This is a genomic window from Pseudomonas sp. 32A, from assembly GCF_052682255.1.
The window spans coordinates 1,229,549-1,244,142 of the sequence record NZ_JBQYLY010000001.1 but is presented as its reverse complement, the minus strand read 5'-3'; the positions used below and the strand labels follow the sequence as shown (position 1 = coordinate 1,244,142).

Sequence of the window (14,594 nt, the reverse complement as noted above, 5' to 3'; positions counted from 1 at the left end):
ACTTGCTGTATGGTGCGCGCGTGTCATGGATGACCCGCCCCAGCAGCCAACGTCTTTCGAGTCCTCCATGAAACACTTTGCCATCGTATCGGCCGCATTAGCCTTGGCCCTGAGTCTAAGCGGCTGCATCGGTCCGCCCCTGGCGCTGACACCGCAAACCGAACAACGCCTGCAAACCGAAGCGCCGATCCGTTTTTTGCTGACCTTCGATGACGGCCCCAGCGCCTCGGGCTTCATGAACCCCAGCCGCTCGGTGATGGCGGACCTGGCGAACAACCCGATACAACCGGGAATCAAGGCGGTGTTCTTTCTGCAGACCGAGGCGCCCCGCTCCGGCGGCAACCCGCGAGGCCGCAAGACCATGGAACGCGAACACGCGGCGGGTCATATCCTGGGCTTCCACACCGCGACCCCATGGCACAGCAACCATCGCTCGCAGAATCCCGCTGAGCTGGAACACTACCTCAGCCTGGGCTCGTCGACCCTCGAATCCATCACCGGCCAGCCGCCCACGCTGGTACGCCCGCCGTTCTGGAATTACGACAAGCGCACCTTCGCCGCCTATCAGCAGCACGGCATGCATGTACTGCTGACAGACCTGAGTGCAAACGATGGGGTGATCTGGGTGTTCAATGGCAGCCCCCGCCGACGGGAGAACCTGATACGCCAACTGTCGGTGGTGCGCGAGCGCATTGCCCGAGGCGAATTACCGACGGTGGACGGCGTGATCCCGGTGGTGGTGACCTTCCACGACATCAACCGCTACACCGCCTGGCACTTGAAGGAATACCTGCAAATCCTGATGGACAGCGCGCGCATCAACGGCGTGCCGGTCGCCCAGCAGCCGTTCTATACCGACCGGGCAACCTTGCAGCGTGCCGCCATGGCCCGCACGGTGAAGAGCGCCGACGAAGTGGTGCATCTACCGGGGGTATGGAATTGGGTGTGGGACGCTGACACACACTAAACCACCTACCATGAGGAACTCGGGCTTCGACGCGGCCACCTATGGAAATTAATCAACAGTGAGATAACCGATATGTCATCGATGCCTGTCACACCGCTGCCCAATCCCCCCGTATCCCCGCCGAATACCTTGCCCACTGCATCAACACCTCAACCTCCCATTGTTATCTCGACCAAAGCAACGTGGTATTACGGACCCGACAGGCCTATTGATTTCCTTTATTTCTCTGCACACTCCAAGCTCATCCCGGAGCAGAATCGGTACGACAAAAGTTACAAGGTTTACACCAACACCGACATATTGCGTCACGACCAGAACGTGAAGATTTATCAGGAGATCACCTACGCCAGCAAAGACGGGCAACCTGTAAACGCTGGTGGCAATGAACTCGTAATCGAGACGGGCGATAGCGCCGACAAGGTACTCATCAAAAAAGGTCCGGATCGCAGTCTGATAGCCATCATCAACCGGAAGTCCTATCAACTGAACCTTGTTCCTCAATATGAAAATGAACCTCTTTCCTTGCGCATCAGGACCAAAGGGGGAGACGACCACGTACTGGTCGCCACAGATGTCGAAAATGACATTTGCATCGAGTTGGGTGATGGCAATGATTTGGCCCAGGCCGGAGCAGGTAGAACCCGAATATATGGTGGTGAAGGCAACGACCTGCTCAAGTTAGGGAGCGGCAATGGCATCGCGTTTGGTGGTAACGGGAATGACACGCTGATCGCAGGTTTCGGCAATGGAATTCTCAAAGGCGGAAATGGAAATGATCGTCTGCAAGCAGGCAAAGGCTTGCCCGGTCGCCGCCTGTTCATGGACGGTGGTGACGATCACGACTTTATGATAAGCACCCGTGGTAACAGCAAAAACCCGACGATCATTCACGGTGGCAAAGGTGACAACCTTATAGTCGCGCATGGCCCTGCCACGATTTATACCGGGCGCGATAGAAACATTGTCCGGTCGGATAGCGATGACACTGTGATTTATGCCAAGCCTACGGACGAGGTTCATCGCACGTCAGGGTCGACTCTCGTGCACTCAATACCCGACGAATCGGGCAAAAGCGGCTATATCGTAGAAGGATCACCCGAGTTCAAACAGAACTTAGAGGAGGATATGGAATTGCTGAGAATGTCCCCGCAAGGCAGGGTAATGCTAGGCACTGCGGACACCACGGCGCGGCGAAACGATTCGCCCGTCCATATCGTTGAACATATGGACGACGGCGCGGCTTATCAGTTTAGTAATACGACTGTGCGTGAGCACCTGGCAGCGGGTAAATCGGCAGATACTCTTGTACCAGAGGCCTGGGGCAACATCGCGCATAATCAGCGCGGCGCCGTGGCCACAGGCGCAGAGATACTCTACAACCCCTCCTTCGTACCTGAACAAGCAACGATCCCCGTCAATATCCTCTATCACGAAATGGCCCACGCTTATAATGGCGCAACAGGCACCAAACTCCAGGGGTCTACTGAAGGCGAACCCAACAGCGAGCGCCAAGCCGTAGGTCTGCCAACGAACGCCCAGCCTTTTGATTTTGACAACCACCGGGCAACCCCCCCGACAGCAGCCAATCCAAAGCCCTTTACAGAAAATGCGCTCCTGGAAGAAATGCGTCTTCCGTTACGTACCAAGTACTACGATAAGATCAGACCGGAGACCGATCAGGCCGGATAGCGGGACTCCACGCCCAACTCATCCCACACCGACTCAGCCAAATGAAACGTCGCATTGGCCGCCGGAATTCCGCAGTAGATCGCGCTCTGCATCAGTACTTCCTTGATCTCGGCGCGGGTCACGCCGTTGCTCGCGGCGGCCCGCAGGTGCAGCTTCAGCTCTTCGCTGCGGTTCATGCCGATGAGCATGGCGATGGTGATCAGGCTGCGGGTATGCCGAGGCAGGCCAGGGCGGGTCCAGATATCACCCCAGGCGTGGCGGGTGATCATTTCCTGGAACTCGCTGTTGAATTCGGTCAGGGCGTTGAGGCTGCGGTCGACATGGGCGTCCCCCAGCACTTCACGGCGCACTTGCAAGCCATCGGCATAACGTTGTTTCTCGTCCACAAAAAGCTCCTCATGCAACGTTGACGACAGGCACATAACCTGTGGCGAGGGAGCTTGCTCCCGTTGGGTCGCGCAGCGGCCCCAGTGAGGCCGCTGCGGGGTTTTACAAATAGTTCGGTTGCGGCTGCTTAGGGGCTGCTACGCAGCCCAACGGGAGCAAGCTCCCTCGCCACAGGGTTCAGCGATACTCAGCGGGCTAACAGAAATTCCAGCACACGATCGCTGAACGCCGCGCCGGCTTGTACGTTGGACAGGTGCGCGGCGTAGAACTCGGCGTACTCGGCGCCCTTCACGTGCTCCTGGATAAAGTGCCCACCAGACGGCGGCGTGACCGCGTCTTCGCTGCCGGCAATCACCAGGGTCGGCACCTTGATGGAAGACAGTTGCTCACGGAAATCCGCATCGCGCACGGCCGCGCAGTTTGCGGCATAGCCTTGGGGATTGGTCGTTGCCAACATGTCGGTGATCAGCTTGGCCTGGTCAGGATGAGCCTCGGCAAAGTCGGCAGTGAACCAGCGGGCAATCGACGCGTCACGCAGGGCAACCATCGCTGCCGCACCGTCCCGCAGGACCATTTCGATCCGAGGGTTCCAGATCTCGGGCGTGCCGATTTTCGCTGCTGTGTTGCATACCACCAGCCGGCGCAGGCGCTCACCGGCATTAATCCCCAGCCACTGGCCGATCAGGCCGCCCATGGACAGCCCGCAGAAATGCGCGCGTTCGATTTCCAGCGCATCCAGCAGCGCCAACACGTCACGGCCCAACTGCTCGATGCTGTAGGGACCTTCGGTGACCAGGGATTTGCCGTGGCCTCGGGTGTCGAAACGCAGCACCCGGAAGTACTTCGTGAACGCTTCGACCTGGATGTCCCACATGTGCAGGTCGGTGCCCAGGGAGTTGGACAGCACCAACACCGGTGCGTCTTCGGGGCCATCGAGTTGGTAGTTCAGTTCGCCATCGGCGAGTTGTACAAATCCCACAGCAGCCTCCTCAGGCAGTCAAAGCAAAATGTTCGGCCACGGCCCGGGTGACCCAGGTGTGTGCCTGGCCCAGGTAGTGCGCCGGGTCCAGCAGGCGGTCGAGTTCGGCTGCCGAAAGTTCGGCGGTCACTTGCGGTTCGTCACCCAGCACCGCCCGCAGGTGGCGCCCATCGGCGACGGCGCGCTTGCAGCATTGTTCCAGTAGATGGTGCGCGGTTTCGCGGCCCAGGCGTTGAGCAAGGACGATGCTGACGGCTTCGGCCAATACCAGGCCTTGGGTCAGGTCCAGATTCCGGGACATGCGCCCGGGGTCGACTTCCAGGCCTTCGCTCACCAGCAGCGCCTGATGCAACGCACCGGACACCAGCCGGCAAATTTCCGGCAAGGTTTCCCACTCGGCATGCCACAGGCCCAGGCTGCGTTCGTGCTCCTGGGGCATGGCGCTGAACATTGTCGCTACCAGGCCGGGCACGCGGGTGGCGGCGCTGATCAGCACGGCAGCGCCCACCGGGTTGCGCTTGTGGGGCATGGTCGAAGAGCCACCTTTGCCGGGGGCCGAGGGTTCGAACACTTCTGCCGCTTCGGTCTGCATCAGCAGGCTGATGTCGCGGCCCAGTTTGCCGAGGCTGCCGGCGATCAAGCCAAGCACCGAAGCAAGCTCCACCAGCCGGTCGCGCTGGGTGTGCCAGGGTTGTTCCGGCAGGCCCAGTTGCAACTCGGCCGCCAAGGCTTGCGCCACCGGCATCGCCTGTTCGCCAAGGGCTGCCAGGGTTCCGGAAGCCCCGCCAAATTGCAGCACCAGCAAACGCGGCTTGAGCTCACTCAGGCGCTGCCGACTGCGGGTGACGGCGCCGAGCCAGCCGGCGATTTTCATGCCCAGGGTGACCGGCGTTGCATGCTGCAGCCAGGTCCGGCCAGCCAGAGGAGTTGTCCCATAGCGCTGAGCCTGGGCGGCAAGAATGTCACCCAACCGCGCCAGATCGTGTTCGATCAACTCGACAGCGCTGCGCAGTTGCAGCACCAGGCCGGTGTCCATCACATCCTGGCTGGTAGCGCCCAGATGCACATAACGTTCGGCGCCGGCATCTTCGCTGGCGATCAACTTGCCGAGGGCCTTGACCAACGGAATCGCCGAATTGCCCGCCGTAGCAATCGCCTCGCCGAGGGCATCCACGTCGTAGAGAGAAGCCAGGCAGGCCTGGGCAATGGGCGCGACGGCCGCCTGCGGGATCAACCCGACCTGAGCCTCGGCCCGGGCCAGTGCCGCTTCGAAATCCAGCATGCCCTGCAAGCGCCCTTGGTCGCAGAACACTTCGGCCATGCTGTTGGCGGTGAAGTAGGCGTCGAACAGTTGGTTGCTCGTGCGCATCGTCATAAAACATCCCTAGGTGGCGCATACCCGACAATGGGCATGCGCCAAACGGTTACAGATCGTGGTGCAAGTACGCCGCCTGTTTGGGCAGGCGCAAGCTGAACAGGAACGCCACCGCCATCATCGCCGTGACGTACCAGTAGAAGGTGTTCTCCATGCCCATGGACTTGAGACCCAAGGCCACGTATTCCGCCGAGCCGCCGAAGATCGCGTTCGCCACCGCATACGCCAGGCCCACGCCCAATGCACGCACTTGTGGCGGGAACATCTCGGCTTTCACCAGGCCGCTGATAGAGGTGTAGAAGCTCACGATGGCCAGGGCCAGGGTGATCAACACAAAGGCCAGGAACGGACTGCTGACGGTTTTCAGGGTCAGCAGGATCGGCACGGTGCACAGCGTGCCCAGCGCGCCAAACCACAGCATTGAGTTACGGCGGCCAATCTTGTCCGCCAGCATGCCGAACACCGGCTGCATGCACATGTAGAAGAACAGCGCGCCGGTCATGATGTAGCTGGCGGTCTTGGCGTGCATCCCGGCGGTGTTCACCAGGTACTTCTGCATGTAGGTGGTGAACGTGTAGAAAATCAGCGAGCCGCCGGCGGTGTAACCGAGCACGGTGATAAACGCAGCCTTGTGATCGCGGAACAGCGCGGCAATGCTGCCGGCGTCCTTGTCTTCACGCGTTTCCTTGCTGGTGGTTTCTTTCAAGGTACGACGCAGCAACAGCGAGATCACCGCCGCAATGGCGCCGATCACGAACGGAATGCGCCAGCCCCAGGCACGCAGTTCTTCTTCAGTGAGGATCTGTTGCAGGATCACCACCACCAACACCGCCAGCAGTTGCCCGCCGATCAGGGTCACGTACTGGAACGAGGCGAAGAACCCGCGCTGGCCCTTGAGCGCCACTTCACTCATGTAGGTAGCGGTGGTGCCGTATTCGCCGCCGACCGACAGGCCCTGGAACAACCGGGCCACCAGCAGCAAGGCCGGGGCCCAGGCGCCGATGTCTTTGTAAGTGGGCAAAAAGGCGATGACCAGGGAGCCGGCGCACATCATCAGCACCGAGATCATCATCGAATTCTTGCGACCGTGTTTATCCGCGACCCGGCCGAACAGCCAGCCGCCGATGGGGCGCATCAGGAAGCCGGCGGCGAACACGCCAGCGGTGTTGAGCAGTTGCACGGTGGGGTCGTCCGACGGGAAAAACGCCGGGGCGAAATAGATGGCGCAGAAGGCATAGACGTAGAAGTCGAACCATTCGACGAGGTTGCCGGAAGAGGCACCGACAATCGCAAAAATCCTTTTGCTGCGTTCTTCTCCGGTGTAGTGGCTGGTTTTTGTTGTCATGTTTTTTCACTCAGTGGGAACGGTTATAGCCTAGACATACTTTGCAACAACCATGTTCCGCAAGCAGACTTTTGGATATTTGTTGCCTGTGCCGGCCTCATCGCGGGCAAACCCGGCTCCCACATTTGGAATGCATTCCCCTGTGGGAGCTGGCTTGCCTGCGATAGGTCCCCAGCCAACTCAATAATCGAAGAACACCGTCTCTTCGTCTGTCCCCTGCAAAATCACATTCCACTGATACACACCCGCCGCATCCGCCTTGGCGATCAACGTGCGCCGGCGCTCCTGCGGCACACACGCCAGCAGCGCGTCATCGCCATTCGCCGCCTCACCGTCAAAGTAAATCCGCGTCAACAGGTGCTTCACCAACCCACGGGCAAACACCAACACCACCAAATGCGGCGCCTGGGTCGTGCCCTTCAACCCCGGCACACTGCCCGGCTTGATGGTGGTAAAGCGAAAACGCCCTTCGGCATCCACCGGCACCCGGCCAAAGCCTTCGAAGTTCGGGTCGACAGGCTTGTCCTGCTCATCCTCAGGATGGTCGTACTTGCCGGCCGCATTGGCCTGCCAGACTTCCAGCATGGCGTCGTTGACCACATCGCCGTTGCCATCCACCACCTGCCCGGTGATCGCCACGCGCTCGCCGAGGGTTGCGGCAACGGTGAGGTCTTCACGGTTCAGCCAGGTCAGGCCGATGTGGTAATACGGCCCAACGGTGTGGGAAGTAGTCGCGTTGAGGCTCATCTTATTTCTCCATCGGCGTGGCGTCGCGGCCGCGCAGGACGATGTCCCAGCGGTAGCCGAGGGCATAGTGCGGAATGGTTTTTTCCAGGTCGAAACTGGCGATCAGGCGTTCCTTGGCGGACGTGTCCGGGACGCAGTTGTAGATCGGGTCGTACGCCAGCAGCGGGTCGCCGGGGAAATACATCTGCGTCACCAACCGCGTCAGCACACTCGGGCCGAACAGCGAGAAGTGGATGTGCGCCGGGCGCCACGCATTGTGGTGGTTGCCCCACGGGTAGGCGCCGGGCTTGATGGTCTGGAACTGGTACCAGCCGTCGGCGTCGGTGACGGTGCGCCCGGTGCCGGTGAAGTTCGGGTCCAGCGGCGCGTCGTGCAGGTCGCGCTTGTGGTTGTAGCGGCCGGCGGCGTTGGCCTGCCAGATTTCCACGAGGATGCCGGGCACGGGCAAGCCGTTTTCATCCAGCACGCGCCCGTGAATGATGATGCGTTCGCCCTGGGGCTCGCCTTCATGCTGGGCGGTCAGGTCGTTGTCCTTCTCGTTAATCCGCTCGGCGCCGATGGTCGGGCCGGTGATTTCCGACAGGGAATGGGGCAGGAACACCAACGGCTTGGACGGCGAACGCAGGTTCGTCGACTGGTAGGCCGGGTGCAGGTAATCAGGCTGAGTACCCGCTTGCGGGCGCCGGTATCCGGGCTTGTCACTCATGGAGCAATCCTCTTTCTTCTTGTGGGTCTCAAACGCGTTCGATCGCCAGGGCCAGGCCTTGGCCAACACCAACACACATGGTCGCCAGGCCTTTGCTGCCACCGGTTTTTTCCAACTGATGCAGAGCCGTCAGTACCAAACGCGCGCCGCTCATGCCCAGCGGATGGCCAAGGGCAATGGCGCCACCGTTCGGGTTGACCTGCGGTGCGTCGTCGGCAATCCCCAATTCGCGCAGTACGGCCAAGCCCTGGCTGGCGAAGGCTTCGTTGAGTTCGATCACATCAAAATCGGTGACTGCCAAGCCCAGGCGTTCTACCAGTTTGCGCACCGCCGGCACCGGGCCGATGCCCATGACCCGCGGCGCGACACCGGCACTGGCCATGCCCAGCACACGAGCGCGAGCGGTCAGGCCATGTTTTTTGACGGCTTCAGCGGAGGCCAGGATCAGTGCTGCGGCGCCGTCGTTCACACCCGAGGCGTTGCCCGCGGTAACGGTCTTGTCCGGGCCGTTGACCGGCTTGAGTTTGGTCAGGGCTTCCAGGCTGGTATCGGCCCGTGGATGCTCGTCGTGCTCGACCAGGGTTTCGCCTTTTTTGTGAGCGACACGCACCGGCACGATTTCTTCAGCAAAAAAGCCGGCAGCCTGTGCAACAGCAGTACGTTGCTGGCTGCGCAGGGCGAAGGCGTCCTGATCGGCGCGGGAGACTTTATAGTCGTCGGCCACGTTGTCGGCGGTTTGCGGCATAGGGTCCACGCCGTATTGGGCCTTCATCAACGGGTTGATAAAACGCCAGCCGATGGTGGTGTCTTCCAGCTTCATGTTGCGCGAGAACGCCGCATCGGCCTTGCCCATCACAAACGGTGCGCGGGACATCGACTCAACGCCACCGGCAATCGCCAGCTCCATTTCGCCGCTGGCGATGGCGCGGAAAGCCGTGCCGATCGCGTCCATGCCCGAGGCACACAGGCGGTTCAGGGTGACGCCGGGAATGCTTTCCGGCAGGCCGGCCAGCAGCGCTGCCATGCGGGCCACGTTGCGGTTGTCTTCGCCGGCCTGGTTGGCGCAGCCGAGGAACACTTCGTCCACCGCGTTCCAGTCCACCGATGGGTTGCGTTCCATCAGCGCCTTGATCGGCAGTGCCGCCAGGTCATCGGCGCGTACAGTGGACAAGCCACCGCCAAAACGGCCGATGGGGGTACGAATGGCGTCACAGATAAATACGTCGCGCATCAGGCTTCTCCGGGGGCTTGGCCGTGGGCCGCAGCAGTGCGTGCCTCAAGGTCGCGCAGGGCGGTCAGTTCAATCTCGGTGGGTTCGGCGCTGGTGGTCACCTGGTCGGCAAAACGAATCGCCCAACCGGTAGCGGCCACCACTTGCTCACGGGTCACGCCGGGGTGCAGGGCGGTGACGACAAACTCGTGGGTGCCCTCCTCCGGCTCCATGATGCACAGGTCGGTAATGATGCCTACCGGACCGGCGCCTGGCAGACCCAGGCGTTTACGCGAGTCGCCACCTTCGCCGTGGCCGACCGAGGTGATGAAGTCCAGCTTGTCGACAAACGAACGCGCCGACTGCTTGAGGATGATCAGCACGCTCTTGGCAGAACCGGCGATCTCCGGCGCGCCACCGGCACCCGGCAGGCGCACTTTGGGCTGGTGATAGTCACCGACCACGGTGGTGTTGATATTGCCGAAACGGTCGACCTGGGCCGCTCCGAGGAAGCCGACGTCAATGCGCCCGCCCTGCAGCCAGTAGCGAAAAATCTCACCGGTCGGCACCACGGTGTCAGCGGTTTCCGCCAGCTCGCCGTCGCCAATGGACAGCGGCAGCACGGATGGCTTGGCGCCAATCGGGCCGGACTCATAGATCAGCACCACATCCGGCGACGACGTCAGGCGCGCCAGGTTGGCGGCCTTGGAAGGCAGGCCGATGCCAACGAAGCACACCGAACCATTTTTCAGGCGGCGCGCGGCGGCGACGGTCATCATTTCATTGGTGGAGTAAGCCATTATTTGGCCTCCTGCGCGGTGGCCAGCTTGGCCTGGAATTCACTGAAGTTGGCGGTGCCGTGGATGTATTCGTTGATCCACGCAGTAAACGTCTCACGGTCCCGGGCAATCGGGTCCCACGCCTGGTAGAAGCGGTTGTCACGCTCGGTGTAACCGTGGGCGTAGGACGGGTGCGCGCCGCCTGGCACATGGCACACGGCGGTCAGGGCCCAGGTCGGCAGGACGCAGGCGTTCATCGGTGCGTTGAGGTCATCGACGATTTCTTCGACGGTGACGATGCAGCGCTTGGCCGCCAGGGCCGCTTCTTTCTGCACCCCGAGGATGCCCCAGAGCAGCACGTTGCCCTTGCGGTCAGCCTTTTGTGCGTGGATCACGGTGATGTCCGGGCGTACCGATGGCACGGCGGCCAGCACTTCTCCGGTGAAGGGGCACGTCACGGTCTTGATCAGCGGGTTGACCTTGGGCAGGTCGGAACCGGCGTAGGCCCGCAGCACCGCGAATGGCAGGCCGGAGGCACCGGCGACGTAGGCATTGGCCAGGTCGGCATGGCTGTGTTCTTCGATCTCCAGCGGTTGCGGCCATTGCTTTTCAACCGCGTCCCGCAGGCGATGCAGGGAGCCCACGCCCGGGTTGCCGCCCCAGGAAAAAATCAGCTTGCGTGCACAGCCGGCACCGATCAACTGGTCGTAGATCAGGTCGGGCGTCATGCGCACCAGCGTCAGGTCTTTCTTGCCCTGACGAATGATTTCATGACCCGCCGCCGTAGGGATCAGGTGAGTAAAGCCTTCGAGTGCAACGGTGTCGCCGTCATTCACGAACTGCTTGACCGCATCAGCCAGCGAAAGGATTTCAGCCATGGGGTTGGGCTCCCGGTATCGATCGAAAAAGGCGCTGGAGGCAGCGCCGAAGTGCTTGAAGATTAAGCCGGGGGTTGAGGCCAAACAATCCGATAATCGACTGAGTGTTCGATTATCGAACGGATTGTTTGCAAGCTATCTTTCCCTGTAGGAACGAGCTTGCTCGCGAAAAACTTGAAGACACCGCGTTCATTCAGAATGCCAACGTCATCGTTCAAGACCTTCGCGAGCAAGCTCGCTCCTACAAAAAATCGCTTCAGGTGGCGTCCGCGTGGCTGACCATGCCCTTGATCACCACCGCGGTGGTGGCCAATGCCGCTGGTATCACCAGGGCCGTCAGCACCTGTTCGAAGTTCCAGCCCAGGCCCAGCAAGGTCGCGCCCATCCATGCGCCGAGGATCGCGCCAAAACGGCCGATGCCGAGCATCCACGACACACCGGTGGCACGGCCCTGGGTCGGGTAGAAGCGTGCGGCCAGCGACGGCATCGCCGATTGCGCACCGTTGACGCACATGCCGGCGATCAGCACCAGGGTCGCCAGCAGCGTGATATTGCCCAGGCTCTGCCCCACCGCGTAGGCAAACACCCCGGCCAGCAGATAGAAGGTGCCGATGACCTTGTGGGGATTGAACCGGTCCATCGCCCAGCCCACGCCGACCGCACTCAATACGCCGCCAAACTGGAACAACGCACCGATAAATGCTGCCTGTTCCATGCTGGCGCCGCTGTCGCGCATCAGCGTCGGCAGCCAACTGGTCAGCAGGTAAACAATCACCAGGCCCATGAAGTAGGTCAGCCATAACAGTAAGGTGCCGGCGCTGTAGGTGCCGGAGAAGATCACCGCGAACACGTTGCGCGCCTTGACGGTTTTTTGCTCGGGTACGCTGAAGCTTGAGGCTTGGGCGACGATGCTGGGCTCGATGGGCGCGAGGGTCTTGCGCACCTTGTCGGTGCCGCGATTGCGCACCACCAGGTAACGCGCCGACTCCGGCAGCCAGAACAGCAACACCACCGCGAGGATCAACGGCAAGATGCCGCCGATCATCAGCAGGCTGTGCCAGCCAAAGGCCGGGATCAACTTGGCCGAGATAAACCCGCCACCGGCCATGCCCAGGTTGAAGCCGCAGAACATGCTGGTCACCAGCAGCGACTTATGGCGCTCCGGGGTGTATTCGGAGAGCAGCGTCGTGGCGTTCGGCATGCCGGCGCCCAGGCCCAGGCCGGTGAGGAAACGCAGAATCAACAGTTGATCGACGTTACTACTGTAGGCCGAGGCCAGGCTGAAGGCACCAAACACCAACACCGCTCCCACCAGCACCACCTTGCGTCCGAAGCGGTCGGCGAGCGGGCCGGAGCCAAGGGCGCCAAAGACCATGCCGATCAACGCGGCGCTCATCACCGGGCCGAGGCTGGCGCGGTCGATGCCCCAGTCCTGGGACAGCGCCGGGGCGATAAAGCCCATGGCGGCCGTGTCGAGGCCGTCGAGGAAGACGATGAGAAAACACAGGATCACCACTCGCCACTGATACCGCGACAGCGGCTGGGCGTTGATGAAGGACTGAACGTCCAGGCAAGTACCGACAGCAGGTGAAGGCTGATTCATTATTTTTATTTCCACACCGATGGGCGGGCGAACGACCTTGAGTCGTCATTATTATTGGGGCGGCGCCCTGAAGCGCTGCCGCACATTAATAAGCCTTGGGAAACACCGTCAATTCCTCCAACCGGGATCTGTGCGGTCACCGAACAGCTTACGCAAACAGCTGGGCACTCAGCTCCTGGCTGGCGCTGAGCATGCTCGGCAGGAAACGCTGCTCCAGTTCACTGCGGCTGACCCGCCCGGCATGGGTGCTGACGTTCAGCGCGGCGAGTACCTGGCCCGAGGCGTCGTATACCGGCACGGCGATGGAACGCAGGCCCTGTTCCAGTTCCTGGTCGACAATGCACCAGCCTTGTTGCCGCACTTCCTGCAGGCATTCGAGCAAGGCTTGCGGGGTGGTGAGGGTGCGGCTGGTCTTGGTTTGCAGGTCGGCGTGGTCGAGGTAGTCCTGCAGCGAGGCGTCATCTAGCGCCGCCAGCAGGATACGGCCCATGGAGGTGCAGTAGGCCGGGAGACGGCCGCCCACGGAAAGGTCGACGGAAATCAGGCGTTGGGTGGTAGCGGAGCGGGCAATGTAGAGGATGTCATCGCCTTCCAGGGTCGCCATGTTGCAGGCTTCGTGGAGTTGCTCGCTCATGCGGTCCAGGTAGGGCTGGGCGGAAACGGCAAGGGGCGTGGACGACAGATAGGCGTGTCCGAGGGTCAGCACCTTGGGCAGCAGCGAATAGGTACGCCCGTCGGTGGTGGCGTAGCCAAGTTTGATCAGCGTATGCAGGCAACGGCGCACGGCGGCGCGGGGAATTTCCGTGCGGTGGCTGATCTGGGCGATGGTCAGGTGACGCTTACGCTCCTGGAACGCCTGCACCACGGCCAGGCCACGGGCCAGAGAGGTCATGAAGTCCGGATCACCGGTAAACGCCTGGATGCGCTTGGCCGGTGATGCAACGATCGGCGGCGCCACTGATGCGAAGGAGTTGCGCAATTGATCGTTCATCTGGGGTCCTTTCTCTTATTTTTAACCGCTGCGGGGGTGAGCGCTATTACAAGCCGCCGCGTAATCGATACACAAGGCAAGGCGGGCAAGATTGGGCGATTATCGGACGGTCATTCGATTATCGCAATTAGTCACCTCACGCCGGCGGTCGGCCCAGGTTGGTCCACCTCTGATCGACTTTCAGAATCGTCTGATGTACGAGAGAACTTAAGGTTTATTTACCGCCTGTAGAACACGGCAAAAATTTATGACGTCAATAGTTGAGCAATTACCTCACGTGCTTGAGTAACAAAACCCTCACACAAAGTTGACGATTTTTAACTTGATGGTGATAGTGTTACTCAAACACATGGCTATAATGCATCCTGTGCGAGGCCGGCCCCGTTTCAAATCGCCGATCCGAGCTTGACCGGGCAACGCACCGCCTTTGCGCAGGCCTCGCCGCAAGTACCTGACACTCCTGCAAGATGCTGCCAATTACTTGCGATTGTAAAAAGAAACTGTTGCTACGACAGCTGTTCTTCTTCCGGTGCCGTGGCCGCATGCAATAAGGAAGTGATTGATCCTTCCCTGCATCGCGCTTCACTGGAATTAAACTCAACTCAATAAGGTAACAATGTGACGAAAGACGAACTGCGCGCGGAACTTGAGCGCCAGGAACAACGTTACAAGGATGTTTACGGCGGGGAAGTCACCACCTACGCCGCCCAACCAGAACCTGAACGCAAGCCATGGCGTAAACGAGCCAGTCTGCTCGACCAGGCCTTTGCCCAGGAAATCCAAAAGATTGAACAGGACCTCAAAGCCGGAGAGCCATAAGCGAGTCGGGTTGAGCATCCACGGTGCCATCTCTCTGCCAGCACCGCACTGGCAGGGAGAAGCTCTCTCATGGCGTCTTACCGAAATTTCATACAATTGTTTCAGAAGTTCCCTTCTGG

At 60.8% G+C, this 14,594-nt stretch carries 14 protein-coding genes; 3 read left to right on the top strand and 11 right to left on the bottom strand.

Going from position 1 to position 14,594, the window contains the following annotated elements:
- The first annotated feature begins 67 nt into the window (after positions 1 to 67).
- The gene (locus tag ACUN0G_RS05620) at positions 68 to 967 is read left to right on the top strand and encodes a polysaccharide deacetylase family protein (RefSeq protein ID WP_445572868.1); all 900 of its coding nucleotides are present in this window, start codon (positions 68 to 70) and stop codon (positions 965 to 967) included.
- Between the two features lie 72 nt (positions 968 to 1,039).
- Entirely contained in the window at positions 1,040 to 2,656 is a 1,617-nt protein-coding gene (locus ACUN0G_RS05615) for a M91 family zinc metallopeptidase (protein WP_445572867.1), read from the top strand.
- Here the strand turns inward: ACUN0G_RS05615 and pcaC are convergent.
- The 11 genes from pcaC to pcaR form a co-directional block, all read right to left on the bottom strand.
- Entirely contained in the window at positions 2,644 to 3,042 is a 399-nt protein-coding gene (gene pcaC, locus ACUN0G_RS05610; protein ID WP_258344065.1) for a 4-carboxymuconolactone decarboxylase, read from the bottom strand. The two genes, ACUN0G_RS05615 and pcaC, sit on opposite strands and share 13 nt — an antisense overlap.
- Positions 3,043 to 3,230: 188 nt before the next feature.
- Positions 3,231 to 4,022: a 3-oxoadipate enol-lactonase gene (pcaD, locus tag ACUN0G_RS05605; RefSeq protein ID WP_445572866.1), complete on the bottom strand. Its 792-nt coding sequence runs from the start codon at positions 4,020 to 4,022 to the stop codon at positions 3,231 to 3,233.
- Between the two features lie 10 nt (positions 4,023 to 4,032).
- Positions 4,033 to 5,397 carry a 3-carboxy-cis,cis-muconate cycloisomerase gene (locus ACUN0G_RS05600; protein ID WP_445572865.1) on the bottom strand — a complete coding sequence of 455 codons (1,365 nt, stop codon included), beginning with the start codon at positions 5,395 to 5,397 and terminating at the stop codon, positions 4,033 to 4,035.
- 49 nt (positions 5,398 to 5,446) lie between these two features.
- Complete coding sequence (locus ACUN0G_RS05595; RefSeq protein ID WP_421525799.1) at positions 5,447 to 6,742, bottom strand: MFS family transporter; 1,296 nt, start codon at positions 6,740 to 6,742, stop codon at positions 5,447 to 5,449.
- 180 nt (positions 6,743 to 6,922) lie between these two features.
- Positions 6,923 to 7,489 (bottom strand): protocatechuate 3,4-dioxygenase subunit alpha, encoded by a 567-nt coding sequence (pcaG, locus tag ACUN0G_RS05590; RefSeq protein WP_003219820.1) that lies wholly within the window; start codon positions 7,487 to 7,489, stop codon positions 6,923 to 6,925.
- Position 7,490: 1 nt separating this feature from the next.
- Positions 7,491 to 8,195, bottom strand: a complete 705-nt coding sequence (pcaH, locus tag ACUN0G_RS05585) for a protocatechuate 3,4-dioxygenase subunit beta (protein WP_017479340.1) — start codon at positions 8,193 to 8,195, stop codon at positions 7,491 to 7,493.
- A 28-nt stretch (positions 8,196 to 8,223) separates the two neighbouring features.
- Entirely contained in the window at positions 8,224 to 9,429 is a 1,206-nt protein-coding gene (pcaF, locus tag ACUN0G_RS05580) for a 3-oxoadipyl-CoA thiolase (protein ID WP_445575522.1), read from the bottom strand.
- A complete protein-coding gene (locus ACUN0G_RS05575) occupies positions 9,426 to 10,208 on the bottom strand; it encodes a CoA-transferase subunit beta (RefSeq protein WP_258348754.1) in 783 nt (260 codons plus the stop codon). Before ACUN0G_RS05575 ends, pcaF begins: the two co-directional genes overlap by 4 nt.
- Positions 10,205 to 11,062, bottom strand: a complete 858-nt coding sequence (locus ACUN0G_RS05570) for a CoA transferase subunit A (protein WP_003219830.1) — start codon at positions 11,060 to 11,062, stop codon at positions 10,205 to 10,207. The genes ACUN0G_RS05575 and ACUN0G_RS05570 overlap by 4 nt, the downstream gene beginning before the upstream one ends.
- A gap of 256 nt (positions 11,063 to 11,318) precedes the next feature.
- Complete coding sequence (locus ACUN0G_RS05565) at positions 11,319 to 12,665, bottom strand: MFS transporter (protein WP_017479343.1); 1,347 nt, start codon at positions 12,663 to 12,665, stop codon at positions 11,319 to 11,321.
- Positions 12,666 to 12,813: 148 nt separating this feature from the next.
- Positions 12,814 to 13,656 (bottom strand): pca regulon transcriptional regulator PcaR, encoded by an 843-nt coding sequence (pcaR, locus tag ACUN0G_RS05560; RefSeq protein ID WP_003219833.1) that lies wholly within the window; start codon positions 13,654 to 13,656, stop codon positions 12,814 to 12,816.
- A 618-nt stretch (positions 13,657 to 14,274) separates the two neighbouring features.
- Here pcaR and ACUN0G_RS05555 point away from each other — a divergent pair.
- Positions 14,275 to 14,475 carry a hypothetical protein gene (locus ACUN0G_RS05555; protein WP_201121955.1) on the top strand — a complete coding sequence of 67 codons (201 nt, stop codon included), beginning with the start codon at positions 14,275 to 14,277 and terminating at the stop codon, positions 14,473 to 14,475.
- The last annotated feature ends 119 nt before the right edge of the window (positions 14,476 to 14,594 follow it).